The sequence below is a fragment of the Streptomyces sp. WAC03905 genome (assembly GCF_057371075.1).
Window position 1 is genome coordinate 25,450 of record NZ_JBXYDZ010000003.1, and the last position, 25,067, is coordinate 50,516.

The following is a 25,067-nucleotide window of genomic DNA, read 5'->3' on the forward strand; positions in this document are numbered from 1 at the left end:
GCCACCCTAGGGGGTGTCAGCGGGTGCTGCGGTGGTCGTAGACGGCCAGTGACAGCGCCTTCATCGCGGCATGCGCACGGCCGGCGTCCACGCCCTGGTCGACGGCCTCCAGCGCGGCGGCCGCGGACACCCGGACCGACTGCGGCAGGCCCTCGTGGGCGCACACGCGGTAGGCGACGCCGCGGCGTGCGTCCCGTTCCTCCTCGGTGACCCCGAAGCCGGTCAGCGGGAAGGCGGCCGCCTGGTAGGTCGCGACGCTCACCAGTACCGCGTCGGCGACGCCCTCGGCGTACCCTCCCACCACATCGGGGCCGGGCACCGGGGCGGGACGCACGGTGGCCACCGGTGCCGGGCGGAGGAAGTCGGCCACGTGTCCGCGCGAGAGGAACGCGCCGATCCCGGCCCCCAGACCGGCCGCCACGGCTGCCAGCACTCCGGTCACCCGCCCGCCGAGCAGCCACCCGAAACAGGCCCCTCCGGCCACCCCGCACATCACCAGCACGAAGGTGATCATCAGGTGGATGCGGGCGACCGGCGAATACCTCATGTTCAGCAGTATGCAATGCACACCTGCCCCCGCCCCAGGCACTCCCCGGACCGGTGCGCGCCGGCTCCGCCCGGAGGAACGGCCGGTACGACCGCTACACCGACACTGCCGCCCCGGGCGGGAGTGTCCCGCGGGGGCGAGCAGGGGTTCAGGGCGCCGGAAGGGCGCCGGAGCGGTCCGGGGCGCGCAGCGCCTCCAGGCGGCGTTCCGCCAGCTCCAGATGGCCGGGGTCGGGCAGCGGCAGCACCCGGAGCAGATCCACCAGGTCGGGTCCCGCCTCCAGCGCCCCGGCCCGGTTCTTCACCTGGGTCCAGCAGTACAGGGCCCCGGCTGCCGCGTCCCGCACCTCGGCCGCACTCGCACCCTGCCGTTCCAGCCGCGCCCGCCCCGCGTGCACCCACAACCGGGTCGCGCGTACGTAGTCACCCGCCATCCGCGCCAGGTCCGCGCGGATCTCCGTACACCGCACCGCTTCCAGGGACGCCCCGCCCCACCGCGCCGCCACGTCCCGCTCCCACGCCCTCGCCAGTGCGTCCGCCTCGCCGTGCCGGCCCTCCACCGCCAACGCGTGCAGGCGTGCCCGTGGGTCGTCCTCGGCGACCGGCTCGGGCGTGGACTCGCAGCGCGGGCGTCCGGTGTCCGGGGCTGCGTGGGCTACCTGGGCTACCTGGGCTACCTGGGCAGGAGGCTGCGCGGAGCGCAGTTGCAGCTCCCGCGCCGACGGGACGACCAGCGTGCCGGGCGGCAGCCCGGCCGAGCCCGCCGCCAGCACGTGTACTTCCACGTCGGACGGCCGGGCCGGAGCACGCCGGAGCTGCTCGATCCACTGCCGGGTGTACCCGCTGACGCCCCCGCCCCCTGCCGGCACGTCCGGCCCGCGCACGACCCCGAAGAGCTCCACGCCCGCGAGTTCCGCGAGACCCGGCAACGACTCCGGTTCCCCCAGGAGGGGCCACGCCTCCCTGTCCGCCACCAGGTCGAGCACCACCGTGGTCCCCCCGACGCCTGCACCAGCACCCGCGCCCGCACCGCCCGAACGCGAACGCAACTCCCCCACCAGCCACTCCCACGCGAGCGACGTGTACCGGACGCTGCCGGCCGTCGTCCCGGCCAGTGCCACGTACAGCCGCCGGCCCCGGCGGTCCGCCGTCAACCGCCCCGAGACGTACACGAACAACGGGCCCGTGGCCGCCACCGCCACCTGCAACCGCGCCAGCACCGTGTTGGGGTCGCGTACCCCCTCCAGACACACCGTGTCCGCCGGCACCTCGCACCCCAGCAGCTCGTCCGCCGGGACCATCGCGAGCGCGGCGACGTTCGCGCCGGGCGACAGCAGCACCCCACCGCGCCGTACCGCTGCATCCGCCGCCACCAACAGCACGTGCCCGCGCGAGGCCCGCCCCCGGCCGCCGCCGTCGCCCACACCACCGAAACCCATGGGGCCGACGCTATCCACATCGCCCTCCCCATCCGCACCAAACCCGGAGAACAGCACACCAACACGCGAAATCCGACCCGGCGGCTCCGGAGCGCGCGCCGGGCCACCGGCGCCACGCGCAGACGTACGGGGAACGGGCGATCACGGTCCGTGCGAAGGGAGTTCGGCCGCATCCCCCGGGGGGCTCGTCGCACCTCCCTCGCCGTCGGCCCGATCAAGCCAGACTTCCGTCACCTGATCGGCTCAACAGGATCTAGAGTGTGCGCGTGACCGAGCAGAATCCCGCACTCATCGCCGGCCGGTACCAGCTGGTCGAACGCATCGGCCAGGGCGGTATGGGCCGGGTGTGGCGTGGCGTCGACCAGCACCTCTTCGGGCGCGAGGTCGCCGTGAAGGAGATCCTCTTTCCGCCAGGGCTGGACGACGACGACCGTGCCGCGCTGCTGCGGCGGTTCATCGGCGAGGCCCGGGCGGCGGTCACGCTCAGCCACCCCGGCATCATCACCATCCACGACGTCGTCGAGCACGACGGCGCCCCCGTCATCGTCATGGAGTTGGTCCGCGGGCAGTCGCTGGCCGCCGCCATCCGCGCCCGGGGCCGGCTGCCCGTCCAGCGGGTGGCGGAGATCGGCGCCGCCCTGCTCGACGCGCTGGCCGAGGCGCACGCGGCGCGGATCGTCCACCGCGACCTCAAGCCGGACAACGTGCTCCTGACCAAGGACCGTGTCGTCCTCACGGACTTCGGCATCGCCCACCTCGCGGACGCCACGACCAGGCTCAGCCACAGCGGCACCGTCATCGGCACGCCCCAGTACATGTCGCCGGAGCAGTTGGAGGGCAAGCGTCCGACCCCTGCGAACGACCTGTGGGCGCTCGGTGCCACCCTCTACCACGCCGTCGAAGGGCGGCCGCCGTTCGACGCGGAGGGTCTGCACGCCCTGGCCGTGGCCGTGTTCACGCGCCCGCACCGGCAGCCGGTCCACGCCGGCCCGTTGGCATCCGTGCTGGACGCGCTGCTGACCAAGGACCCGGAACAGCGCGTGGAGGCCGCGGAAGCGGCCGACATGCTGGCGTCGGTGCTGCGGTCCTCCTCCCCGGCCCTGCCGGACGCGCCCACCGGGCAGGAGCGCGGGCCGAATACAGGACCGGATGCCGGACCCGATTCCGGTCGCACGCCCCCGCCCGACCCGAGGACGCCGTCGGTTCCGGCGGGCGAACAGGCATCGGAGCCGGAGCCGGAGCCGGTGACGGTGAAGGACCCGGAGCCGGAGCAGGCGCCGGAGCGCGTACCGGACCGGGCTCCGTCGACGACGCCGTCGACGCCCGCACCTACGCCCGCACCCACGCCCACGGTCCTCGACTCCGGGCCCGGTGGTGCCGGCACGCCGCCGCGCCCGGTACCGGACCGGCCGACCCGGCGGCCCGTGCCGGAGGCCCCCGCCGAGCCCCCGGTCGTACACGGGACGCGGGGAACGGCCCCCGGCCGTGGTCGTGGCATCAGCCGCCGCTCGGTGGTCCTGGGCGCGGTGCTGGCCACCCTCGCCACGGGCTCCGTCCTGACCTGGACCCTCACCCAGGGCGATGACACCGGCGGCGGTGGCAAGGCGTCCGGCGGCGGTGCGCCCGCCTCCTCCGTCACGGTGGTGATCGGCGTGGACGCACCGCTCAGCGGCGGGATGTCCTCGATGGGCGTCGGCATCAAGAACGCCGCCGACCTGGCCGCCAGGACCGCCAACGCATCCGGGCACGTCCCCGGCGTGACCTTCGAGATCAAGGCGCTGGACGACGCGGCCGATCCGGCCAAGGGTGCCTCGAACGCCGCCCGGTTCGTGTCCGACGAGAAGGTCCTGGGGGTCGTCGGGCCCCTCAACTCCGGTGTCGCCAAGACCTTGGTGCCACCGCTCGCGCAGGCGGACATGGCCGTCGTCTCGCCGGGCAACACCGATCCCGTGCTGAGCCTCGGGACCGGCTGGGCCGCGGGCAGCACGTCGCGCCCGTACTCCACCTACTTCCGCACCGTCGCCACGGACGTGGACCAGGGGCCGTACGCCGCCCGCTACCTGCACGGCGAGGCGAAGAAGACCAAGCTGTACGTGGTGGACGACGCGGGCGCCCACGGCACGGCGCTCAGCTCCCGTTTCGCGGCCGAGTTCACGAAGCTCGGCGGGACCGTCGTCGGTACCGAGCAGGTCGATCCCGCGGAACGGGCCTTCGAGGGGCTCGCCCTGAGGGTGAAGTCGTCCGGAGCCGACGCCGTGTACTTCGGCGGCTACTACGACACCGCAGCGCCGATCTCGCAGCAGCTCAAGCAGGCCGGGGTGAACGTCCCCCTGATGGGCGGCGACGGCATCTTCGACCAGCAGTACCCCGCGTCGAACCCGAAGGCCGAGGGGGACCTCGCGACCAGCATCGGCGGACCGGCCGAGGAATCGGCCGCGGGGCGGGACTTCCTCGCCCGGTACCAGAAGGCGGGCTACCCGGAGGCGGCCGGCTGGTACGGCCCCTACGCGTACGACGCTACGTGGTCGCTCATCGAGGCGGTGAAGGCCGTGGCGGCGGCCAACGGCGGCACCGTCCCCGACGATGCCCGGGCGAAGCTGCCGCAGGCGGTGGCGGGACTGGCGTTCGACGGTGTCACGGGGCGGGTCGCCTTCGACGCGAACGGTGACACCGTCAACCGCCGGCTGACCGTGTACACGGTCAGCGGCGGCAGCTGGTCACCGGCCCGGAACGGGTCGACCACCGCCCGCTGACGCGCGGGCACCGTGCGACGGCCGTCCGCTGGAGGCATCGCTGTCGTGGCCGACGGCATGACCCGGCCGGTAGTTTGCCTCTGCCGGCCGGCAATCCGTAGCGATCATGCAGGGGGAGACCATGGCGAGTTACTCGATCTAGGTTCGTTTGCAGCGCACGACGGTGGAGGAGGCCTACGTGTCCGTTCCCGTCACCGAGGCGGTGATGGAGGAGGACCCGGCCGATGACGGCTCTCGCCGCCTCGATGCGGATCGGCTCGTCGCCGCCGCGGTGGAACTCGGCCGGGAGGCCGAGTGGACGGCGGAAAAGCAGCAGGTCGTCGTGCATCCGATCCAGAAGGCGCCGGACTCCGTCGACGCCGACCGCTGAGACCGTTCGTCGTGGAGGGCAGCAGGGAACTCGGCGAACGGTGCCGGCAAGCCGTCCGAACTCGCGGAAGCCACTCTCCGTGCGGGACGTGCGCTAGCCGATGCGTTCGGCCAGGGCGACGATGATGCCCGCCGGGCCGCGGAGGTTGCAGAGGCGGTAGACGTCCTCGTACTGCGCCACCTCTCCGAGGAGTTCCGCGCCGTGGGGGCGCAGGCGGGCGATGGTGTCGTCGATGTCGTCGACCGCGAACATGACGCGGTGCAGGCCCAGGGTGTTGGGGGGCGGGGCGAGCGGGCCGGTGGTGATCGCGGCCGGGGTGTGGAACTTGGTCAGCTCCAGTTTGCCGTGGCCGTCGGGGGTGCGCATCATCGCGATGGCGCTGCGGACCCCGTCGAGGCCGACCGTCCGGTCCGCCCAGACCCCTTCGATCTCCGCCTCGCCTTCCAGTTCCATGCCGAGGTCGGTGAAGAAGGCGATGGCGGCCTCCAGGTCGTCGACGACGACGGCCACGTTGTCCATCCGCTGGATCGTCACGGGGTGCTCCTTCTGCGTCTCGCAGTGCGTGTCCCGGTAGGGGTATCCCAGGGACGGAGCCGGTGTCGCGGTTTCGACGCCCGGGAGTGTCGCCGCTCCTACTCCTCGGGTTCGCCGAGGTCGAGGTCGCGGAGGGCGTTGGAGACCACCTCGGTGGGCGCGGGGTGGATCCACAGGGGGGTACGGGCGAGGTCGGCGGCCTTGATGCCGAGGCTCATGGCGACCACCAGCGGCTGGATGAGGCTCGCGGCCTGCGGGCCCAGGACGTGGGCGCCGAGCAGCAGCCCGGTGCGGCGGTCCGCCAGTACCTTGCAGAAGCCCGTGGTGTCCTCCAGGGCCCATCCGTAGGCGGTGTCGGCGAAGCGGCGTACGGAGACGGCGTAGTCGAGTCCTTCCTGCCGGCACTGCTGCTCGGTCCTGCCGACCTGTGCGATCTGGGGGCGGGTGAACACCGCTGCGGGGACGGCCTCGTGAGAGGTTTCGACGGGGGTACCGGGGTGGAGCAGGTTGTGCGCGACGACCTGGGCCTCGCGGTTCGCCACGTGCTTGAGGGGGAAGGGCGTGCACACGTCTCCGAGGGCGAACACCCCGTCCGCGCTGGTTCGCTGGGTGGCGTCCACGACGATCCGGCCGTCGTCGTGCAGGTCGATCCCGGCCCGGCCGGCGTCGATCCGGTCGCTGTTCGGGGTGCGTCCGACCGCCACGAGCAGGGTGTCCGCCTCGACGGCCGGGCCGTCGTCGAGGATCAGGCGCAGCCGTCCCGGTTCGCCCTCGACGCCGGTGAGCGCCGTGCCCGTGCGCACGTCGTAGCGCTCCGCGGCGAGGGCGGTGTACGCGGCGGCGACCGTCTCGTCCTGGGCGGAGAGCAGCGTGTCCTCCTGCTCGACGATCGTGATGCGGCTGCCCGCCGCGTGCAGGACGTGGGCGAGTTCGGCGGCGATGTAGCCGCCGCCGAGCACCGCGAGGTGCCGCGGTGGGCGGTCCAGTCGCATCACCGTGTCGGAGGTTTCGTAGGGCAGTCCGCTGTCCCGGACGGGCGGCGGTACGGCCGGGCGGCTGCCGACGGCCACGACGATCTGCTCACCGCGCACCGTGACGCTGTCGGCGCCCGTGCCGACGGTCAGGGTCCGGTCTGCGGTGAAGCGGGCGCGCCCTTTGTAGACGTCGATGTTCGGGGAGCTGCGGCGTCCCTGCTCCCCCTCGGCGGCTTCCCGGTCCAGTCGTCCGAAGACCCGTTCTCGGACGGCGGGCCAGTCCACCCGGCCCGGCCGGGCCTGCACGCCGAACCGGTCGGCGTCGCGGACCGTGTCGGCGAGGTCCGCGACGTGCACGAGCATCTTGCTGGGGATGCACCCGCGGTTGAGGCAGGTGCCGCCGAACGGCCCCTCGTCGATGACGGCCACGTCCAGGTGCGAGAAGCGCTCGTCGACGACGGCGTTGCCGGAGCCCGCCCCGACGATCACGAGATCATGGGTTCGCATGCGGCGGAACGTACCCCCGCAGGGCGGGCGTACCCGTGCACGGCACGCGGCGGCCGCCGGCCCGCGTCACGGGGACGCGGGCGGGGTCCAGGCCGGGTCGCGTCCGCTCAGCCCGATGGCGCGGTCCAGGAGCGGGGCGTCGTCCGGTACGGGCACGATCGGGCCGAAGATGCCGCCGCCGCGGGTCTCGTCCTCGGCGGCGGCCAGCAGGAAGTCGTACGCGGCGCGGAGCGCGGGCTGGTCGGGTGCGTACTCCTGGCCGGTGGCCCGGGCCAGGTCCCAGCCGTGGACGACCAGTTCGTCGACGGCGACGGCTCCCGCGACGTCGCCGGGCAGGTCGACGCTGCCCGCGCGGGTCATGCCCGTCCAGGCGGCCGGGTCCCGCCAGGCCCCGGCCAGTTCGTCGAGGACCCTGGGCAGTTCCTCGCGCCAGTCGGCGGGCAGCGGGGTCGCTTCCGGGTCCGGGGCGGTGTCCGTGGTGGGGCCCAGGTCCTTGCGTGCGGCGTCGCGGAAGGCGACGGCCAGGCCGGTCAGGTGGACGAGGAGGACCCGGACCGTGTAGTCGGGGCAGGGCGTCGGGTCGTCCAGGCGGGCGTCCGGGACGCCTGCCGCGATACGGGCCACGGCCCGGGTCTGTGCTCCGAGGTCCAACATCGTCCTACCGGTCATCTGCGGCTCCTCCGGGCGATGGGGGGTGTGCGCCCGGTCGTCCGCCGGCCGGGCGACGACGGTCGTTCACTCCTCATGCTGGTCGTCGTCCGCCCGGCCCTGTGCGCGCTTCGCGACGACGGCTGCCGCCGCAGCGGCACTGGCGGCGAAGGCCAGGGCGAGCGTCCACCGCTGGTCGAAGGTGTGGCCGGTGGCGTGGTCCAGCGAGTAGCGGCCGGCCCCGGCGAGGCCGATGGCGGCGGCGGTGAATCCGAGGAAGGCCGGGTACTCGAACCCGCCGCCCTGGGCGAAGAAGCCGGCGGGGGCGTGGACGGCCACGGCGCCGGCCATGGCTCCGGCGGCCGCGGCGCCCGCCGCCGGGGTGGCCAGGCCCAGGACGAGCAACGCCCCTCCCCCGGTCTCGCCGAGTCCCGCGGCCAGGGCGCTCCGCCGGCCGGGGGTGTAGCCCATGTGTTCCATCGCGGCCGCCGTCTTGTCGAGGCCGGCGCCGCCGAACCACCCGAAGAGTTTCTGGGTGCCGTGCGCCATGAGCACCGCTCCGGTTCCGGCCCGGAGCGCCAGTAGCGCGAGGTCGCGTCGGTTGATGCAGCTCATCGAAGTCTCCCTGGAGGCAGTGGCCCGCGGTCGTGCACGGCGACGACATCCGTCCCCCGCCGGGGCGGTGGTGACCCCGTGGCCGCGGGCAGGTCCGCCGAAAGGGCGACCGCCCAGCGGAGCAGCGCGTGCGCGGTCCGTGCGGCGCTCGGCCACCGGCGCTCTCCCACCGGCGCTCCGCCGTGCGTCCGGCGCGTCGTCAGCGGGAGCCGTTCGCGACGCGGTGCCGGTGCTCTGCGGTGAGGGACGCCGTCCGCTCGCCCGCTGGCAGGCGCGTGGTCACGGAGACGTCGTCTGGTCGTCAGGTGACGCCTGGAGCCATACGTAGGCGACCGGCTGCGGTTCGTTCCAGACCTGTGCGAGGGCCGGGTCCACGGGCGCGAAGCCGGCGCCGCGGTAGCAGCGCAAGGCCCTCGCGTTGTCCGGGTGCACGCGCAGGAAGACGTCGGCGTGGCCCGCCGCGACGGCGCGGGCCAGCAGCTCCCGTACCAGTATCCGGCCGCGGCCCTCGCCCCGGGCGTCGGGCGCCACGATGAGCCGGGCCAGCTCGACCTCGTCCTCGTCGGCGTCGAACCACAGCTCTCCGTAACCGAGGACCTGCTCGCCGTCGACGAGGACGTGGGCCTGGACGTCGGTGTCGCGCTGCCAGTCGGTGACCGTCTGTGCGGGCAGGGGGAAGTCCTGGCGGCCGCACCACTGGGCGACCTCGTCGGCCGAGGTGGGCCAGTCGGCCACCAGGGCGGCGTGAGCTGCGGAAAAGGGAAGAAGGTGCATACCCGTCGGGTCCGTCCGGAGTCGCGTTCTGGCCGTCGCCCCCAGCGGGGGGCGGGCCGACACTACGTGCCCCGTCAGGGCCCTCGCACCCGGTTTACCTGCGGGTTCGGTCGCCGCCGCGGCGAAACATCCCGCTCCGCAGGGCGCGGAAGGCCCGGGGCGTTCACACTGGCAGGACGACGAGGCAGCGTTCAGTGCGCTGCGTGCAGTCCGCAGTGCGGCGAGGAGGCCGGATGAGCTGGGCATCGTGGACCACCTGCGGGATCTTCGCCGGCCGGGACGGAGTCATGACCGGCGAGTCGGGCCCCGTCCTCACCGGTGAGCTCGACATCCACACCACGTGGACCGAGATCGAACACCTGGCGTACGTCACGGTGCAGTACAGCGGGGCGTCCGACTGGCTCCCGCTCGCGGGGAGCCCCGTCCCGTGCCCCAGTGAGGAGGCGAGCCGCTCCCTGCACGAGGCGGTGATCAACTCCGTGCGCGCCGGCGCACGCCTGCCCCTGAGCGCCGGCCTTCCCTGAGGTCCGCCGTCAGGCCACCGCGCCCACGGTGCTGCGGGCCGCGTGGGCGCGGCGTTCCTCCGTGGTGAGCCCGCCCCACACTCCGTACGCCTCCCCGGTGTTCAGCGCGTGCCGCAGGCACTCGGCCCGCACCGGGCAGCCGGCGCATATCTCCTTGGCCGCCCGGTCGCGGGCGGCGCGGTCGTCACCGCGCTCCCCCGCCGGGTGGAAGAACTTGCGCGAACCCAGGCCCCGGCAGGCCGCTTCCGCCTGCCACGCCCAGTGGTGCTCGGCCAGGCCCGGGAGTCGCGACACGTCGGACATTGCTTGCTCCTTCCGTGGGATGGTGATGACGATGGCTCGCCTGCTCACGATCCGGCGGATGAAACGTGCGTCCCGGTCCGTCCCCGAACGGGGTCCGCCGGCCGCAGTGGGGGGTGTGCGGCCGACGGACGTCTCTCGGCGTCGCCCGCCCGGCGACGCTGCGCGGCGCGCTGCTACGCGGCGCCCGTCATGCGGGCGAAGACCACCACGTTGCTGTCGTAGTAGTGCTTCTTGGGGTCGAAGTCGCCGCCGCAGGTCACCAGGCGCAGGCCCGCGTGGTCGAGGTTCTTGTAGACCTCCAGTGTGGGGAATTGCGCCTTCGGGTACTCGCTGACCCGGTCCACCGTGAAGGTGACCGTCTTGCCGTCCTTGCGGGTCACCTTGATGGTGTCACCGCCCTTCATCGTCTTGAGCTTCTCGAACACCGCGGATGCTCCGTTCCACGTGACGTGTCCTGCGATCACGGCCGGTCCCTGGGAGCCGGGCGTCGGTCCCGGCTCGTACCAGCCCGCGAGCGCGGGGTCCTTCGGGGTCTGCATGGTGCCGTCGGCGTTCTGCCGCAGCGTCTCCAGCGTGCTGGTCAGGTTCAGGGACGGGATGGTGATCTTCTGCGGCTCCGACCGGGCGAGGGCCTGTTCGGCCCGGCCCGCTCCGGCGCCGGTACCACCGGTGCTCCCTGCCGTACCGCTCTGCGTTCCGTCCGCGGGGGCCGCGGGGTCGCCGCCGGCGGGCTGCCCGGCGGGGGCGGCGGCGCCCGCCCCGGCCTGCCCGGCCTGCCCCGGTGGGGCGGCGGGCTTCGCCGCGTCCTGGCCCGCGCAGCCGGCGAGGAGCAGCGCGGCGAGGGCCGCGGCGGCCACCGGGCGTACGGTGCGGCGTGCGGTGCGGCGGGGGGTCCCGGCGGACGGGGTGGCCGTGACGGGTGCGGGTGTCCGTGTCACGCGCCGCCCCCGGTGTTGTTCTGGCGGACGGGGACGGCGGAGGCCCGCTTGCGCGTGAGGGCGACCGCGCCGGCCGCGACGGCGAGCACGGTGATCGCCACGCCGTCGCGCATCGTCACCTGTACGGAGGCGTTCTCGAGGGAGCCGCCGCCGGTCTCGATGGCTCCGACCGGGATGGATCCCACGGCCGCGCCCTTGACCTCTCCGCAGTTGGTCGGGGCCGTGGCCTCCTGGGGCAGCTTGGGGTCGAGTTCGCTCTTGCCGGCGCCTTCGAAGTCGTACTTGCCGTTCTTGTTGCGGTCGATGCCGTGCTGGACGACGTGCAGGTCCTTGATGTGGTCGACGACGTCCTGGCCGACGGTGATGGTCCGCTTGTAGGAGATCTTGCCCTTCTTGTCGGCGACGGGCATGCGGTCCACGGCGAGACCACTGGTGGCCTTGGTGTCGCCCGCCGTGGTGAGCGAGATGTTGATGTCACCGTAGTCGTGGGTGGCCTCGGTGTTGCTGAGGACTCCGTCGCGGTTGGTGTCGTCGGTCGCGTCCGGGCACTTGAAGTCGTGTCCCTTCGTCGAGCCGTGCAGGTGCTGCGCCGACGGCGATCCGGGCACCATGCCCTCCGCCTCGATCTGCACGGTCAGCTGGTTCCCCTTGAGGCTGAGCATGACCGTGCCGCGGGAGCCCGAGTCGTTCAGCTGCGCCAGGTCGATCTGGTACGCCTTGGCGCCCTCCGCGAGAGCTGGTCCGGAAAGACCGAGGGTCAGGAACACGGCGGCGGGTACGGCGGCGAGAACCACGTTGCGACCGGCACGCTTGACTATCACATTCGCTCCTGTTCCGTTGATCCCCGGGAAGGGAATCGCAGATCGTACGGGGTCGAAACGAGCCCCCGGAGAGGGCCTCGTTCCTTCTTCGGCGCCCCAACGCCTTTGGATTGGTGTCTGTTTGGAGATTCTGAGGATTTTCCGGCGCCCACAGCGTCCGGCAGCCTTCCCCCGGTCATCCAGATGCGTGACATGGCATCGGCCAGGGCGGGGAATCGGGCGGCGTCGCAGAGCATCACCGAGAGCACGAGCATTCCGTGCGCGGTGGATTTCGGGTCACGGTTCCGGTGCAGCCGCATGACCGCGTCGCCCAGCGGGCGGCGTCCCAGCGCAATTTCCGGACTCCGCACGCCCGCGGCCGTCTCCAGGTCGCGGCGCCGGCCGCCGAACGGCAGTTCCTGGGTGCGGCGGATGCCGGGTGGCGGGGCCGCGTCCCGCACGTGGCGGACGTAGGCCTCGGGCGGCGCCTGCCCGTTCTCGAAGGTGTTGCGGAATCCGGTGATGCGGGGGCCCGCGGCGTGCGGGCGGAGCTCGATGTAGAGCTCGATGAACAGGCCTCGCAGTTGAATGCGGAGGGGGAGGTGGGTTTCCTCCGCTCCCCCCGGGCCGGCCATGCTGAAAAGACCGTGAGCATCTGCCGCTCTCGACCGGATGGCCGACGTCAGGAGCCGATACTCGTCCACCGATGCGTACGCCGAGGAAAACGACACGGGTTTCAGCATGGCCGCCTGCATCAGGTGGAGGAGCCGGGACCCGGACTCCTCGTCAGTAATCTGTACGGAATCGGTTCGACCTCGCTGTACTCACGCACGCGCATCCACCGCCTTCGACATCTTTCCGATCACCGGCGGGTGACGTGGTCCCCATCGCCGGTTTCGGTTTCGGTTCGGTCTCGACCTTTGTAGTCCGCCCGGCGGTGAACGGACCAATAGTTGGCCTCTGTTGCTAAGAAATCAGCGCCCGGCCGGGGCGGGTGGGATGTGGTCAGCGCGCCGGTCCGGCGGCGGCCGTCCCGGCCGCCCGTTCGAGGACGTCCAGGACGGTGTCGCGGAACAGCGTGGTCTTGTAGCCGGTCTGCGGCAGCGGCCGGCAGCGGTCCAGTACGGTCGCGGCGGCCGCGGCCAGGGTCCCGGGGGTGGCCTCGCGGCCGATCAGCTCCGCCTCCACCTCGGGCAGCCGCAGCGGGACGCGCGCCACGCCTCCCGCGGCCACGGCGGCGTGCGTGACGGTGGCCCCGTCGAGCGAGAGCCGGGCCGTGGCCTCGACCAGGGGCCACTCGGCGTGGGCCCGGCTGGTGGCCCGGTGGTAGGCGGCGCGTTCGCCGGGCAGCGGTGCGGGCAGCCGGACCGCGGTGAGGATCCGGTCGGGCGCCAGCAGGTGGTCGGCATGGTGGAGCCGGTCCCCGTCGCCGTACAAGTCGGCCACGGGGCGCGGCGATTCGCCGTGGATCTCGGCCTCGGCGTCGTAGGTGAGCAGGGCCATCGCCAGGGTGGACGGGTGCGGGGCGATGCAGGGGCCGCCTCCGCCGACCACGCCGAAGTGGTGGTCGCCCTCCCGCGCGGGGCAGCCGGCTCCGCCCTTCTGCAGGCAGCTGACGTGCGGGTTGCGGTAGTACCAGCAGCGGTTGCGCTGGAGCAGGTTGCCGCCGAGGGTGCCGGCGGCGCGGATCTGCGGGGTGGCCGCGCTTCCGGCGGACACGGCGAGGGCCGGCCAGCCCGCCCGTACCCGTGGATCGGCGGCCAGCGCGGCGAGGGTGGTCAGGGCGCCGATCCGCAGCCCACCGCCGGGCAGCGGCCTGCTGCCGTGCAGGTCGGCGCTGCCGTCGAGGTCGGTGAACGGTCCGGTGGACACGCCGCTGCGCTGCCGGGCGCCGGTGTCGGTGCCACCGGCGCGCAGTTCGCCGCCGCGGGCGCGTACGGCGGCCGAGAGATCGGTGAGGTCGGGCTCGGTGCTCACGTACGCAGTCCTTCCAGGAGCCGGTCGGGGCGGATGGGCATGTCGTACGGGCGCCAGCCGGTGGCGTCGTGGACGGCGTTGGCCAGGCACGCCGCGGTGGGCAGGGTGGCGATCTCGCCGAGTCCTACTCCGCCGCCGGGGACGTGCTCGAAGCCCTCCTGGTGGAAGTGGACGGTGATCTCGGGGGTGTCGCCGATGCCCGGGATGCGGTAGTCCTCCAGGTTCTCGGTCAGCACCCGGCCGGTGACGGGGTCGGCGCGGCGTTCCTCGAAGAGTGCGTAGCCGATGCCCTGGACGACGGCCCCCTCGCACTGGCCGCGGGCCAGCCGGTCCTCGTGGATGCGTCCGGCGGCGATGCCGCTCCAGACGCTGAGCGGGCGGATCCGGCCGAGCCGGGTGTCGACCTCGACCTCGGCGACCTGCACCGACCCGGTGAAGCCGCGGCCGACGGCGATGCCGCCCAGGGTGAAGGGGGTGACGAAGCCCCGTCGGTCGCGGGGGCGGCGGCCGGTCACCCGTACGCCGTGTGCCGCGTCGAGGCGGGCGGCGACGTCGGATCCGCCGAGCGCGTCGCGCAGCCGGGCGGCGGCGTCCACGGCGGCGGGCACGAGGGAGGGGGTGGTGCGGCTGCCGCCGGAGACGGGGCCGTGGACGGTGTCGCTGCGGCCGATGTCGGCGCGCACCCTCGCCTCGGGCAGGCCGAGGGCCTCGGCGACGGCGCGGCGCAGCACGGTGCGCGAGCCGGTGCCCATGTCCTGGACGGCGCAGCGGGCGACGACGGTGCCGTCCTCGACGGCGAGTTCGACTTCGGTGACGGGGTCGAGGAAGTACAGCCAGTTGGCGGCCGCCACGCCGACGCCCCGGCGGAAGCGGCCGGTGCCGCCGCGCCGGCCCGACCAGACCGGCAGGGCGGCGGCCCGCTCGTACAGGGCCTGCCGTTTGGGGTTGCCGTCCCAGCGGCGGCGCAGGGCGACGGGGTCCTGGCCGAGGCGGTGGGCCATCTCGTCGACGGCCTGTTCCAGGGCCCAGCACAGGGTGGGTCCGCCGGGGCCGCGGAACGGGGCGCCGGGCGGCCGGTGGGTGAGGGTGTCGAAGTCGCGGAGCCGGCGGGGGGCTTTGCCGTACATGAACCGGGCGAGTGCGGCCACGGAGCCGCCCACCGAGATCCCGCCGTCGTGGTCCGCGTCGATGGCCAGCGCGCTCAGGTCTCCGGAGGCGTCCGCGGCCATCGCCAGGCGGACCCGGGTGCCGGGCCGGTAGCCGCCGTCGGTGAGTTCCTCGTCGCGGTCCAGGACGACGCGGACCGGGGCGGCGTGCAGCCGGGCCAGCTCGACGGCGGCGACGACGTCGGAGGTCAGGCCCATCTTGCAGCCGAAGCCGCCGCCCACGTGGACGGCCCGCGCCACGACCCGTTCGGGGGGTACGCCGAAGCGTTCGGCGGCGAGTTCGGCCACGCGTTTGACCGACTGCGTGGACACCTGGATGTGGAGGGTGTCCCCGGCCCAGTGGGCGAGGCAGGCGTGCGGTTCGAGGGGGGTGTGGGTCTGGGCGGCGGTGGTGAACACCCCTTCCACGACCCGTTCCGGGGAGGTGGCGCGGGCTTCCTGGATGCGGCGTACGGCCGCGGCGGGGCGTTTGCTCATGGCGGACGGGCCGCGCAGGTTCCCGCGCCATCGGGCGGGCACCAGCTGGGGGGTCTCGCCGGAGCCGGGGGCGCGCTTGCGTGCCGCCTTGTCCTCGTGGACCAGGGGCCCTTCGCCGGTGCGGGCCCGGCCGGGGTCCAGGGCGGCCGGGAGCACCTCGTAGTCCACGGTGACGCGTTCGGCGGCGGCCCGGGCGGCGGCGCGGTCGGTCGCGGCGACGGCGGCGACGGGCTGCCCGACGTACCGGACGATGCCGTCGGGGGGAAGCAGGGGGACGAAGGGCAGGTCGCCGGCTTCGAGGGAGCGGACGCGCGCGTGGGCGTGCGGGGAGCGGATGATCACGCCCTCCAGCAGGCCTTCGGGGCGCAGGTCCGTGGTGTAACGGGCCGCTCCGGCGGCCTTCTCCGGCGCTTCGGCGCGCGGGACGGCCGGCGCGTCGCGTCCGGTCGGGGTGGTGTCGTAGTCGCCGGCGCAGGCCGCGGCCACGGCCCGGTGGATCCCCTCGTAGGCGCCGCAGCGGCAGAGGTGGCCGGACAGGGCTTCCGCGATCTGCTCGCGGCCGGGCCGGGTGGGGCCGTGTTCGGCGCGCCACCGGTCGACGAAGGCGGCGGCCTCGACCACGAACCCCGGGGTGCAGTAGCCGCACTGGAGGGCGTCCTCGCCCGCGAAGGCGCGTGTCACGGGGTGGCCGGCCAGGCCCTCCACGGTCGTCACCCGCCGTCCGGCCAGCCGGGCGGCGGGGGTCAGGCAGGACACCCGGGGCTCGCCGTCGACCTGGATCGTGCAGGCTCCGCAGACTCCGCCCGCGCAGACCAGCTTGGTGCCGGTCAGTCCCAGCCGGTCGCGCACCACTTCCACGGCGGCCGGGTCGCCGTCCACGTCGACCGTGCGGCGGGCGCCATTGACCTCGAACTCCACGAGACGTACTCCTCAGTCGTGGGGTGGTGACCGCCGGGGCCTCACGCTCACCGTCACGCTCCTTGATAACCCGTGCCCGGGGCGGGTGCAGTCCGGTGCGCGGCCGATCGCGGGCGCCGGCCCGCCCCCCGGGGTGCAGGAGGCGCGTCGGCCGCCGCCCGGAGGCGTGCGGCGGGATGCTCCGTTCGTGGTACTCCGTAATCCGCTGCCGGGTGCGGCGGGCCGCGAAGTAGCATCCCGGGATGCCGAACATCAAGACCCTCACGCCCGAGGCCGGCCGGATCGACGCGGTCGGGCTGCGGGCGTACGACGCCGACCGGCTGGCGCGCTGCGCCGTCGACCGTGCGGAACCGTGGTGGCGCCGGAGAGCCTGCCTGGAGGCGCTGGCGGGCCGGGTGCCGCAGGGGCGGCTGGGTGAGCTGCTCGCGTGCCTGCGCGACACCGGGGACAGCGGGACGGTCCGCAAGGCGCTGCTGGGCGTGCTGTCGGACCGGGCCGAGCTGCTGCCCTGGCTGCGGCACGAGGACCGGCGCGGTGAGGAGGCGTACGGCATGCGGGAGGCGGTCCTCGGGGCGCGAGGGGCTCTGGGGGACCTCACGGCGGCGCCCGAGTTGGCGACGCTCGCGTTCAGCCATTGGTGGACCCGGCGGGAAGTGGGTGACGCCGGGCTGGAGGCGCTCGTGGCCCGGTACGGGGCGGAGGCGGTGCTCGCCGGCCTCGCGGACGGGCGGCCGGAGGACCGGGCGGCGGCCGTGCGCATCCGGGACCGGGCCGGCGGGGACGTCGTCGACGCGCTCGCCGACCCGGACCCGGCGGTGGCGCACCTCGCGCAGTCGCTGCTGACCTGCCCGGACCGGATCGGTGCCTACCTCGCCGGGGCCCCCACTCCCGACGCGGCGCTGTGGGCGGCGTACGCGCTGCACCGGCTGACCGGTGACGGGGCGCGGACCCGTGCCGTGTACGAGGCGCTGGGGCGCCCGCGCTTGGAGGTGGAGGGCCTGGACGAGGAGCTGCGCCGGGCGATCGTCCACGCGTACGGGCACGAGTGCGAGAAGCAGAGCGATCCGCGCTGGCGGATCGAGGCCCTGTGCACGGAGCCGCCGCAGCCGCCGGACGAGGAGCGGCAACTGGCGCTGGCGACAGCGGCGCTGACCGCGGCGGGGCTGATGCCGCGTCCCCCGCTCTCGTGCGGGCGGGCCCACCGTCAGGGCGACGGGACGTACCACGTGATCGGTTACGGCGAGGGCGGCCGGAGCGAGGTGTTCATCAGCACGCTGGGGCCGTTCGCGGGCGACCACGAGGACGACCCGGCCGCGCGCGCCGCCCTGGAGGCGGCCGGCTTCCGCTGGATCGACGGGGCCACGGGGGCGGTCCGGGTGACGGGGCTCGGCGTCTACTACTTCGGGGCGCGCGAGCCGCTCGACGTCAGCACGCTGCTGTTCTACTGGCAGGACTGAGGGCGCCGGGGGCCGGGGGGCCGGTCAGGCGGGCTGCCACAGTTCGATGCGGTTGCCCTCGGGGTCGGTGACCCAGCCGAAGCGGCCGACGCCGTCCATGTCCTGGGTCTCCGCGGCGACGTCGGCGCCCTTGGCGCGCAGTTGGGCGAGCATCGCGTCCAGGTCGCGCACCCGGAAGTTGAGCATGGTCCGCTGGGTGCGGGCGCCGAAGTAGTCGGTCCCGGACTCGAAGGCGGCGAAGACCGTCGGTCCGGACTGCGGGTGCCACAGGCCGTGCTCGTCGGAGTCGAGGCCCAGGCAGTCGCGGTACCAGGCGGTCAGGGCCGCGGGGTCGGTGGCCCGCAGGAAGTATCCGCCGATTCCCAGCACGCGTTCCATGAGGCCATCCTGCCAGCCCTGCGCCGGGGCGGGCCATCACTGCGGCCCTGGGGTCAGGGGGTGTCGGGGAAGGGACCGGTGTGCAGGGCCGCGGCAGCGAGGACGGCGGCTCCGGTGGCCATGGCGTCCTCCTCGAAGACGACGCGGTCGGAGTGGATGTCGGGGGCCTGGGCCGGCGGGATGCCGGGCGGGCACGCGCCGAGGAAGGCCATCGCGCCGGGCACTCGGCGCAGGACGTACGAGAAGTCCTCCGCGCCCATGATCGGTTCGGGCAGGTGGTGGACCCGGCCGGGACCGAGGAGCGCGGCCGCGGTGTCGTGGAGGGCCGTCGTGCGGGCGGGGTCGTTGACGACGGGCGGGTAGCCCTCGGTCAGCGAGACCTCGGCGTGTGCGCCGTGGGCGGCGGCGACGTGCCGGGCGACACGGGTGATGCCCTCGCGGACCCGTTGCCGGGTGGCGGGGGTGAGGGTGCGGAAGGTGCCGTGGATCTCGGCGGTTTCGGGGATGACGTTGGTCGTGGTGCCGGCGTGGATCGAGGCGACGGTGACCACGGCCGGATCGAAGACGTCGAGGGTGCGCGTGACCATGGTCTGGAGGGCTTGGACGATCTCGCAGGCGACGGGGACGGGATCCAGTGCCCGGTGCGGGGCGGAGGCGTGACCGCCGCGGCCGCGTACGGTCACGTGCAGCCCGTCGGAGGCGGCGAAGGTGGGGCCGGGCCGCAGATGGAGGGTGCCGGCGGCGAAACGGGTGGTGACGTGCAGGGCGAAGGCGGCCGCGACACGGCCGCCGCCGCGGGTCTCCAGTACCCCTTCGTCGATCATGTGCCGGGCGCCGCCGCCGGATTCCTCCGCGGGCTGGAACATCAGGACGACGTCGCCGGCCAGCTGTGAGCGGCGGGCCGCGAGCAGCCGGGCCGCTCCGACGAGCATGGCGGTGTGGAGGTCGTGCCCGCAGGCGTGCATGGTGCCGGGCACGGTGGAGGCGAAGTCGAGACCGGTCGCTTCGGTCAGGGGCAGCGCGTCCATGTCGGCGCGCAGCAGGATCGTGGGGCCGTGCCCGGTGCCGTCGAGGCGGGCGGTGACGGAACTCAGGCGGGTGCCGGTGGCGATGTCCAGTCCGAGCCCGTCGAGTGCGGCAAGGACGGACTGCTGGGTGCGGGGCAGGTGCGTGCCCGTTTCGGGGTGGCGGTGGACAGTGCGGCGCAGGGCCACGAGGCCGGGCAGGGCGGCGCGTGCGTCGGCGAGCAGCCCCTGGAAGGCGGCGGGGGCGTCGCCGGCCGGCGGATCGGCGTGCACGGTGCCTCCTTACGTACGTAGGGGCGTACGGGTCTGCTGCCCATGGTGCCGCGCGTCCCCTCCGCCACGGCGGCGTACGGCTCCCGGCGCGTCGGAGGGGACGGTCCGAGGCCCCTCCCGGGGGGTGGAGGGGCCTCGGGGTCAGGGGCACGCCCCGGGGCGCGGTCAGGCGGGCGGGGCGTCTTCGAAGGTGCGCAGGCGGCGGGCTTCGAGGGCGGTGGCGAGGGCGTAGGCTCCGCCGCCCGCGACGGTGAGGACCCAGTAGAGGCCGGGGGCGTCGAACGAGAGGGCCGCGGCGGAGGTCAGGGCGAGCCAGACGCCGAGGCCGTAGTGCAGCACGTTGCCGCGTACGGCGCCTTCGGCGAGGTAGAGCAGGCCGACGATGACGCCGGATCCGGCGGGCCACAGGACGGACTGGAGTTCCGGTGCGTCGAGTACGGCGGTCAGGCCGGTGATGGCGAGGGCCAGGGCGGTGAAGGCGGCGATCCATGCGGTGCCGAGCAGCTTGCCGGAGAGGACCTCCGGTGCGGTGGCGCCGCGTTGGGACCGCAACGCCGCCGTGGTGGCCAGGGCGATGCCGGTCACGAGTCCGGCGCCGAGGAGCGCCGTGGGGAGCCAGCCGGGCAGGCCGAGCACGGGCGTTTCGCCGTGGGACGCCGCGGCTGCGCCGTGGCCCAGCACGTAGGCGAGTCCGAAGCTGGCGTACGCCGCACGGTTGTCGACTTCGCGCTGTCTGCGGGTGGTGGCGGGGGCGCCGGTCTCGGCGGGCGCGAGGGTGGCGGTACTGGTCACGGTGGAGGCCTCCGGGAGGGGTGAGGGGGGTGCCGCGGGCGGGGGGAGCCCGGTGGGGGTCAGACGGGCTGCTCGGCGCGGGCCTTGAGGCAGTCGAGCCAGCTCTGGAGGGAGGTGCGCAGGGCTGCGGTGAGTTCGTCGACGGCGGCGTCGACCGGTTCTCCGCTCCAGGACTCCTCGGTGTGGACGACGACTCCGGCGTCGGTCCGGTCGAAGGTCCAGGCGTGGATGCCGACGATGCCCTGGACGGTCCCGTCCCAGACGATCCGCTTGCCGGGGACGAGTTCGCGGACGGTGGAGGTGATGCTCATCCCGTGGGTCAGCCAGGTGAAGCTGGTACCGACGGCCATCGGGCCGTCGGCGCGGGCCTGGTCGACGCCGGTGTTCCAGGCCGACCAGGCGTCGACGTCGGTGTGCAGCGACCAGACGGCGGCGAGAGGGGCGTCGATCTGCGTGGTGAGGCCGACGACGACCGGGGCGGTGGTGTCGATGGTGTGCATGAGGCGTCCTGTTCGGTTCGGTTTGATTCGGTGCGGTGCGGTGCGGTGCGGTTGCGGGAACGGGTCGGGGGTGGGGTCCGGGTCAGGGGGTGCGGCGGGCCGGGCGGGTCAGCGGCAGGGCGAGCAGCGCGGACGCGGCCAGGATCACGGCGGAGACGGCGAACGCGGTGCGGTAGCCGGCGGTGAGCGCTTCGAGGTGGGGCTGGTGGCCGGACGCGTGGGCGGTGACGGAGCCGGCCAGGGTGGCGAGGGCGGCGAGACCGATCGCGCCGCCGACCTGCCGGGTGGTGTTCACCAGGCCGCCCGCCAGGCCCGTGTCATGCCGGGGCACGCCGTCCACGGCGAGTGCGGTGAGCTGCACGAAGGCGATGCTCAGACCGAGGCCGACCAGGACGCTCGGGCCGAGGACGTCCCCGAGGTAGCTCCCGTCGGGGCTCATGCGTGACAGCCACAGCATGCCGGCGGCCTCGGTGAGCAGGGCTCCGATCACGGTGGCGGTGGCCCCGACGCGCCGGGAGATCGGGGGTGCCGCCACGGCTCCGAGCATGTTGGCGACGGCGAGCGGGAGTTGGCCCGCGCCGGTGGCCAAGGGGCTCATTCCGAGGACCTGTTGCTGGTAGAGCGGCAGGAAGAAGAACAGTGCGATCCATACGGAACCCAGCAGCGCCATCAGGACGTTGCCCGCGGCGACCCGGCCCGTGGTGAACAGCCGTGGTGGCATGAGCGCGTCGGGCCGGCTGCGTTCGATGAGGGCGAAGGCCACGCACAGCACGCCTGCGGCGAGGAGGGCACCGAGGACCGCCGCGTTCGTCCAGCCGAGCGTGCGCGCACTGGTCAGGGCCCAGACCAGGCAGGTCAGGGCGAGGGTGACGGTGGCGGTGCCCAGCAGGTCGAAACGCCCGGGCCGCCGGCCGGCGGCGCGGGGTACGAACGCCGCCACGGCGGCGAGGACAAGCAGTGCCCCGAGGGCCGCGACGTGGAACACCCAGGGCCAGCCCCACGCCTGGGTGAGGACGCCGCCCAGCAGGACGCCCACCGCGCCGCCCGCGCCGGACACCGCTCCCCACACCCCGAGTGCTCTGCCGCGCCCGGGGCCGGGCGGGAAGAGGTCCATGGCCAGGGCGAGGGCGGCCGGGGCGATGACGGCGGCGCCGAGTCCCTGCACTGCGCGGGCGGTGATCATCACGCCGGGGGTGGCGGCCAGTCCCGCGGCCAGGGATGCGCCCGCGAACACGGCCAGGCCCGCGATCAGCACGGGGCGACGGCCGAGGAGGTCGGCCGCGCGGCCTCCGGCGAGGAGCAGCGCTCCGAACGCCAGTCCGTAGGCGTTCACGACCCAGGTGGTCCCGCCGTCCGACAGGCCCACCCCGGCGCGGATCTGCGGCAGCGCCACGTTCACGATGGAGGTGGCCAGCATCACGGTGAACTGCGCCGCGGCGAGCGCCGCGAGCGCGGGCCCCGTGCGGGGTGGGATGGCCGGGGTGGCCGGGGTGGCCGGAGCGAGCGGGCCGTCCTTCGTACGTCCAAGGTTCATGGCGGACAGCCTCACGCCGGGCGGTGTCCACTTTCCATGCCCGGCGGGGGCGTTGACTGTCCAGTCCTGTCCGCACCTGCTCGCGCGTGTTCGCGGCGCGGAGGCGGGATCGGCTTCCGCGCGGCGGTGGGCGCCGGGCGTGGAGCGCTGGGGTTACGGGACGCGCAGCGCGGCCAGCCGCTGTTCGAAGGGCACCGTCACGAAGCCGTCCGCCGGGTCCACCGACGTGATCGCGCCGGTCGGCGAACGGGGGGCGATCGCCGCGGCGGTGTCGGTGTCGACGGCGGCGGTTCCCCGGCCGGTGGCTGCGGTGTCCGGGACGGCGGCGGTCACGAAGCGCGCCAGCTCACCGCCCGCGCGTGCGATCCGCTGCGCCAGTCCTGCCTCGCCCCAGTCCTCGGAGGCCGCGTACACGGCGGTCGGCAGGACGAGCGCGCGCAGGTGGGTGAAGAGGGGGCGCAGGGCGTGTTCGGTGACCAGGGAGTGCCGGGCCGTGCCGCCGGTCGCGCCCAGGAGCACCGGCTTTCCGGTGAGGGCGTCCTTGTCGATGACGTCGAAGAAGGACTTGAACAGGCCGCTGTACGACGCCGCGAACACCGGCGTCACGGCGATCAGGCCGTCCGCGGCCGCCACGGCGTCGAGCGCGGCGGCCAGGCGGGCGGAGGGGAACCCGGTGACGAAGTGCTGGGCGATCTCCGTCGCCAGGTCCCTCAGTTCGATGACTTCGGTCTCGGCAGGGAGGCGCTCCAGGGTCGCGGCGGCGAGCCGGTCGGCGAGCAGCCGCGTGGAGGAGGGCGAGCTCAGCCCGGCCGATACGACGACGATCTTCATGCCTGCGTCACCTGCTCCTGGTCCTTGGCCGCATCCTGTTCCGCCGCCGCCGACACACGCGCGGAGTGCGTCGGTGCGTCGGGCACACCGGCCGCGCGCAGGTTCGCGAACTCCTTGCGCAGCACCGGTACGACCTCTTCGCCGAGCAGGTCGAGCTGTTCCAGGACGGTCTTCAGGGGAAGGCCCGCGTGGTCCATCAGGAACAGCTGGCGCTGGTAGTCGCCCACGTAGTCCCGGAAGGACAGGGTCCGCTCGATGACCTGCTGGGGCGAGCCGACGGTCAGCGGCGTCTGGGAGGTGAACTCCTCCAGGGACGGGCCGTGGCCGTAGACGGGCGCGTTGTCGAAGTACGGGCGGAACTCCCGCACCGCGTCCTGGGAGTTCTTGCGCATGAACACCTGACCGCCGAGGCCGACGATGGCCTGCTCGGGGGTGCCGTGTCCGTAGTGGGCGTACCGCCGGCGGTAGAGGTTCACCATCTGCTCGGTGTGGGAGGCGGGCCAGAAGATGTTGTTGTGGAAGAAGCCGTCGCCGTAGTACGCGGCCTGTTCGGCGATCTCGGGCGAGCGGATGGAGCCGTGCCAGACGAAGGGGGCGACGCCGTCGAGGGGGCGGGGGGTGGAGGTGAAGGACTGCAGCGGCGTGCGGAACTTGCCCTTCCAGGTGACGACGTCCTCGTCCCAGAGGCGGCGCAGGAGCGCGTAGTTCTCGACGGCCAGGTCTATGCCGTCGCGGATGTCCTTGCCGAACCAGGGGTAGACCGGTCCGGTGTTGCCGCGGCCCATCATCACGTCGACGCGGCCGTCCGCCACGTGCTGGAGCATCGCGAAGTCCTCGGCGATCTTCACCGGGTCGTTCGTGGTGATCAGCGTGGTCGAGGTCGACAGGATCAGTTTCTCGGTGCGTGCGGCGACGTAGCCCAGCATGGTCGTCGGCGAGGAGGGGACGAACGGCGGGTTGTGATGCTCGCCGGTGGCGAAGACGTCGAGGCCCACCTCTTCGGCCTTCTGCGCGATGGCGAGCATCGCCTTGATGCGCTCGTGCTCGCTGGGCACGCGTCCGGTCGTCGGATCGGCCGTGACGTCACCGACGGTGAAGATTCCGAACTGCATGACTCCCCTTCCCAAGGTTGTTTACGATTCAACTATACCCGGGAACGAGGGGTGCGACCGCGGTATTCCCGAAAGGGTGCGGGCATGCCGGCCGCGCCCGGTGGTGGACGGACCGGGCGGCGGTGACCGGGCGGGCGGCGGTCAGGCGGGAGCGTTCCAGGCGGTGGTGAGCCCGTCCAGCCACGCGGGCGGCAGCTCCACGGCATCCCACTCCTCGCGCAGCTCCCGCGGTGCGGCGGCGAGCCGTTCCAGCACGGCGATGCTCGTGGCGGAGTGCAGGAGCGAGTAGCGGCCGTGCATCGTGATGGCGCTGTCCGGGCCGTACCCGGCGAACATCCGCTCCAGCCGGGCCCGGTGGTCCGCGGCGAACTCCGTCAGCCGCCCCGCGTACCCCGCCCGCTGCCGGGGGGTCATGGTGCCGAGGACGGCGCCGAGGACCTCGTCCGTCACCTCCGGGTCCAGCTCGGAGACCGCGGTGAACGACAGGTACAGGGGGGTGACCGCCACTCGTGCCCGTTCCACCTCCATACGCCTGGCCCGGGACCGCTCCCCCGCCGCGCCCTGCTCGCCCTCCGCGCCGACGGCCCGTACCAGGGTCCGCTCGGCGACGGCACCGAGCGCCTCCAGCACGTCCCGGGCGCCGTCGAGCCGGCCGGACGCGTAGGGCTCACCCTTGTCCCCCGGCGCGCCCCCGTCGCCCGGCGCGTCCCCGGGCGGGGCGGTGTCCGCGCTCAGCTCCTCGTGCGCGAGCGCCAGTGCGCCCGCCTCCAGGAGGCCGATCAGCTGCCGCGCGTCATCGGACGGGACCCCCGCCCGGGCAAGGAGCTGCAGCAGGGTCGCCCTCGCGTTCTCGACGCTGACCTCGTCCGGCCACTGCCGCCCCCCGTCGGCCACGCTCATCA

The 25,067-nt window shown here is 74.0% G+C and carries 25 protein-coding genes; 4 read left to right on the forward strand and 21 right to left on the reverse strand.

The features are described from left to right. Positions 1-16: 16 nt before the first annotated feature. Together AC2RP6_RS03005 and AC2RP6_RS03010 are read right to left on the reverse strand one after the other, a co-directional pair. On the reverse strand, positions 17-547 hold the full coding sequence (locus AC2RP6_RS03005; RefSeq protein WP_486444661.1) for a hypothetical protein: 531 nt from the start codon (positions 545-547) through the stop codon (positions 17-19). 148 nt (positions 548-695) lie between these two features. Next, positions 696-1,985, reverse strand: a complete 1,290-nt coding sequence (locus AC2RP6_RS03010; RefSeq protein ID WP_486444662.1) for a hypothetical protein — start codon at positions 1,983-1,985, stop codon at positions 696-698. 266 nt (positions 1,986-2,251) lie between these two features. On the opposite strand from AC2RP6_RS03010, the gene AC2RP6_RS03015 reads away from it, so the two are divergent. Together AC2RP6_RS03015 and AC2RP6_RS03020 are read left to right on the forward strand one after the other, a co-directional pair. Then, positions 2,252-4,738 (forward strand): ABC transporter substrate-binding protein, encoded by a 2,487-nt coding sequence (locus AC2RP6_RS03015; protein WP_486444663.1) that lies wholly within the window; start codon positions 2,252-2,254, stop codon positions 4,736-4,738. Between the two features lie 178 nt (positions 4,739-4,916). Then, complete coding sequence (locus AC2RP6_RS03020) at positions 4,917-5,108, forward strand: hypothetical protein (protein WP_486444664.1); 192 nt, start codon at positions 4,917-4,919, stop codon at positions 5,106-5,108. A 93-nt stretch (positions 5,109-5,201) separates the two neighbouring features. On the opposite strand, the gene AC2RP6_RS03025 is transcribed toward AC2RP6_RS03020, so the two are convergent. The 5 genes from AC2RP6_RS03025 to AC2RP6_RS03045 all read right to left on the reverse strand — a co-directional run bounded on the left by AC2RP6_RS03025 (position 5,202) and on the right by AC2RP6_RS03045 (position 9,406). After that, complete coding sequence (locus tag AC2RP6_RS03025; RefSeq protein WP_486444665.1) at positions 5,202-5,642, reverse strand: VOC family protein; 441 nt, start codon at positions 5,640-5,642, stop codon at positions 5,202-5,204. 98 nt (positions 5,643-5,740) lie between these two features. Next, positions 5,741-7,123 carry a mycothione reductase gene (locus AC2RP6_RS03030; protein WP_486444666.1) on the reverse strand — a complete coding sequence of 461 codons (1,383 nt, stop codon included), beginning with the start codon at positions 7,121-7,123 and terminating at the stop codon, positions 5,741-5,743. 66 nt (positions 7,124-7,189) lie between these two features. Further along, positions 7,190-7,792: a TIGR03086 family metal-binding protein gene (locus AC2RP6_RS03035; RefSeq protein WP_486444667.1), complete on the reverse strand. Its 603-nt coding sequence runs from the start codon at positions 7,790-7,792 to the stop codon at positions 7,190-7,192. 66 nt (positions 7,793-7,858) lie between these two features. Next, entirely contained in the window at positions 7,859-8,386 is a 528-nt protein-coding gene (locus AC2RP6_RS03040; RefSeq protein WP_486444668.1) for a DoxX family protein, read from the reverse strand. A gap of 279 nt (positions 8,387-8,665) precedes the next feature. Further along, entirely contained in the window at positions 8,666-9,406 is a 741-nt protein-coding gene (locus AC2RP6_RS03045) for a GNAT family N-acetyltransferase (RefSeq protein ID WP_486444669.1), read from the reverse strand. Between AC2RP6_RS03045 and AC2RP6_RS03050 the strand changes: the two genes are divergently transcribed. After that, positions 9,394-9,684, forward strand: a complete 291-nt coding sequence (locus AC2RP6_RS03050) for a hypothetical protein (RefSeq protein WP_486444670.1) — start codon at positions 9,394-9,396, stop codon at positions 9,682-9,684. The two genes, AC2RP6_RS03045 and AC2RP6_RS03050, sit on opposite strands and share 13 nt — an antisense overlap. Positions 9,685-9,693: 9 nt before the next feature. On the opposite strand, the gene AC2RP6_RS03055 is transcribed toward AC2RP6_RS03050, so the two are convergent. The 6 genes from AC2RP6_RS03055 to AC2RP6_RS03080 all read right to left on the reverse strand — a co-directional run bounded on the left by AC2RP6_RS03055 (position 9,694) and on the right by AC2RP6_RS03080 (position 16,263). Next, positions 9,694-9,987: a WhiB family transcriptional regulator gene (locus tag AC2RP6_RS03055; protein WP_486444671.1), complete on the reverse strand. Its 294-nt coding sequence runs from the start codon at positions 9,985-9,987 to the stop codon at positions 9,694-9,696. Between the two features lie 173 nt (positions 9,988-10,160). Then, the gene (locus AC2RP6_RS03060; RefSeq protein ID WP_486444672.1) at positions 10,161-10,925 is read right to left on the reverse strand and encodes a class F sortase; all 765 of its coding nucleotides are present in this window, start codon (positions 10,923-10,925) and stop codon (positions 10,161-10,163) included. Then, on the reverse strand, positions 10,922-11,746 hold the full coding sequence (locus tag AC2RP6_RS03065) for a hypothetical protein (RefSeq protein WP_486444673.1): 825 nt from the start codon (positions 11,744-11,746) through the stop codon (positions 10,922-10,924). Before AC2RP6_RS03065 ends, AC2RP6_RS03060 begins: the two co-directional genes overlap by 4 nt. Continuing rightward, entirely contained in the window at positions 11,743-12,468 is a 726-nt protein-coding gene (locus tag AC2RP6_RS03070) for a ribosome-inactivating family protein (RefSeq protein WP_486444674.1), read from the reverse strand. Before AC2RP6_RS03070 ends, AC2RP6_RS03065 begins: the two co-directional genes overlap by 4 nt. A gap of 262 nt (positions 12,469-12,730) precedes the next feature. Continuing rightward, entirely contained in the window at positions 12,731-13,702 is a 972-nt protein-coding gene (locus AC2RP6_RS03075) for an FAD binding domain-containing protein (protein WP_486444675.1), read from the reverse strand. After that, positions 13,699-16,263, reverse strand: coding sequence for a molybdopterin-dependent oxidoreductase (locus AC2RP6_RS03080; protein WP_486444676.1), 2,565 nt, complete (start codon positions 16,261-16,263; stop codon positions 13,699-13,701). The genes AC2RP6_RS03075 and AC2RP6_RS03080 overlap by 4 nt, the downstream gene beginning before the upstream one ends. Before the next feature lie 242 nt (positions 16,264-16,505). Here AC2RP6_RS03080 and AC2RP6_RS03085 point away from each other — a divergent pair, with 242 nt between their 5' ends. Further along, positions 16,506-17,720, forward strand: a complete 1,215-nt coding sequence (locus AC2RP6_RS03085) for a hypothetical protein (RefSeq protein WP_486444677.1) — start codon at positions 16,506-16,508, stop codon at positions 17,718-17,720. A gap of 24 nt (positions 17,721-17,744) precedes the next feature. Here the strand turns inward: AC2RP6_RS03085 and AC2RP6_RS03090 are convergent, their stop codons facing one another. The 8 genes from AC2RP6_RS03090 to AC2RP6_RS03125 form a co-directional block, all read right to left on the reverse strand. Beyond that, complete coding sequence (locus AC2RP6_RS03090) at positions 17,745-18,098, reverse strand: VOC family protein (RefSeq protein WP_486444678.1); 354 nt, start codon at positions 18,096-18,098, stop codon at positions 17,745-17,747. 53 nt (positions 18,099-18,151) lie between these two features. After that, entirely contained in the window at positions 18,152-19,396 is a 1,245-nt protein-coding gene (locus tag AC2RP6_RS03095) for a M20 metallopeptidase family protein (protein WP_486444679.1), read from the reverse strand. 165 nt (positions 19,397-19,561) lie between these two features. After that, positions 19,562-20,188, reverse strand: a complete 627-nt coding sequence (locus AC2RP6_RS03100; RefSeq protein ID WP_486444680.1) for an ABC transporter permease — start codon at positions 20,186-20,188, stop codon at positions 19,562-19,564. Between the two features lie 59 nt (positions 20,189-20,247). Further along, positions 20,248-20,688, reverse strand: a complete 441-nt coding sequence (locus AC2RP6_RS03105) for an SRPBCC family protein (RefSeq protein ID WP_486444681.1) — start codon at positions 20,686-20,688, stop codon at positions 20,248-20,250. A gap of 82 nt (positions 20,689-20,770) precedes the next feature. Beyond that, positions 20,771-22,222 (reverse strand): MFS transporter, encoded by a 1,452-nt coding sequence (locus tag AC2RP6_RS03110; RefSeq protein WP_486444682.1) that lies wholly within the window; start codon positions 22,220-22,222, stop codon positions 20,771-20,773. Between the two features lie 153 nt (positions 22,223-22,375). After that, entirely contained in the window at positions 22,376-23,053 is a 678-nt protein-coding gene (locus tag AC2RP6_RS03115; RefSeq protein WP_486444683.1) for a CE1759 family FMN reductase, read from the reverse strand. After that, positions 23,050-24,165, reverse strand: a complete 1,116-nt coding sequence (locus AC2RP6_RS03120) for an LLM class flavin-dependent oxidoreductase (protein WP_486444684.1) — start codon at positions 24,163-24,165, stop codon at positions 23,050-23,052. The genes AC2RP6_RS03115 and AC2RP6_RS03120 overlap by 4 nt, the downstream gene beginning before the upstream one ends. Before the next feature lie 141 nt (positions 24,166-24,306). Then, the gene (locus AC2RP6_RS03125) at positions 24,307-25,065 is read right to left on the reverse strand and encodes a hypothetical protein (RefSeq protein WP_486444685.1); all 759 of its coding nucleotides are present in this window, start codon (positions 25,063-25,065) and stop codon (positions 24,307-24,309) included. Positions 25,066-25,067 lie beyond the last annotated feature (2 nt).

Bases quoted from the DNA above. Each gene is read 5' to 3' on its own strand.
- AC2RP6_RS03010 (WP_486444662.1), bottom strand. From the start codon at position 1,985: ATGGGTTTCGGTGGTGTGGGCGACGGCGGCGGCCGGGGGCGGGCCTCG.
- AC2RP6_RS03035 (WP_486444667.1), bottom strand. From the start codon at position 7,792: ATGACCGGTAGGACGATGTTGGACCTCGGAGCACAGACCCGGGCCGTG.
- AC2RP6_RS03090 (WP_486444678.1), bottom strand. From the start codon at position 18,098: ATGGAACGCGTGCTGGGAATCGGCGGATACTTCCTGCGGGCCACCGAC.
- AC2RP6_RS03005 (WP_486444661.1), bottom strand. From the start codon at position 547: ATGAGGTATTCGCCGGTCGCCCGCATCCACCTGATGATCACCTTCGTG.
- AC2RP6_RS03115 (WP_486444683.1), bottom strand. From the start codon at position 23,053: ATGAAGATCGTCGTCGTATCGGCCGGGCTGAGCTCGCCCTCCTCCACG.
- AC2RP6_RS03050 (WP_486444670.1), top strand. From the start codon at position 9,394: ATGAGCTGGGCATCGTGGACCACCTGCGGGATCTTCGCCGGCCGGGAC.
- AC2RP6_RS03045 (WP_486444669.1), bottom strand. From the start codon at position 9,406: ATGCCCAGCTCATCCGGCCTCCTCGCCGCACTGCGGACTGCACGCAGC.
- AC2RP6_RS03085 (WP_486444677.1), top strand. From the start codon at position 16,506: ATGCCGAACATCAAGACCCTCACGCCCGAGGCCGGCCGGATCGACGCG.
- AC2RP6_RS03070 (WP_486444674.1), bottom strand. From the start codon at position 12,468: ATGCTGAAACCCGTGTCGTTTTCCTCGGCGTACGCATCGGTGGACGAG.
- AC2RP6_RS03125 (WP_486444685.1), bottom strand. From the start codon at position 25,065: ATGAGCGTGGCCGACGGGGGGCGGCAGTGGCCGGACGAGGTCAGCGTC.
- AC2RP6_RS03110 (WP_486444682.1), bottom strand. From the start codon at position 22,222: ATGAACCTTGGACGTACGAAGGACGGCCCGCTCGCTCCGGCCACCCCG.
- AC2RP6_RS03105 (WP_486444681.1), bottom strand. From the start codon at position 20,688: ATGCACACCATCGACACCACCGCCCCGGTCGTCGTCGGCCTCACCACG.
- AC2RP6_RS03120 (WP_486444684.1), bottom strand. From the start codon at position 24,165: ATGCAGTTCGGAATCTTCACCGTCGGTGACGTCACGGCCGATCCGACG.
- AC2RP6_RS03055 (WP_486444671.1), bottom strand. From the start codon at position 9,987: ATGTCCGACGTGTCGCGACTCCCGGGCCTGGCCGAGCACCACTGGGCG.
- AC2RP6_RS03030 (WP_486444666.1), bottom strand. From the start codon at position 7,123: ATGCGAACCCATGATCTCGTGATCGTCGGGGCGGGCTCCGGCAACGCC.
- AC2RP6_RS03040 (WP_486444668.1), bottom strand. From the start codon at position 8,386: ATGAGCTGCATCAACCGACGCGACCTCGCGCTACTGGCGCTCCGGGCC.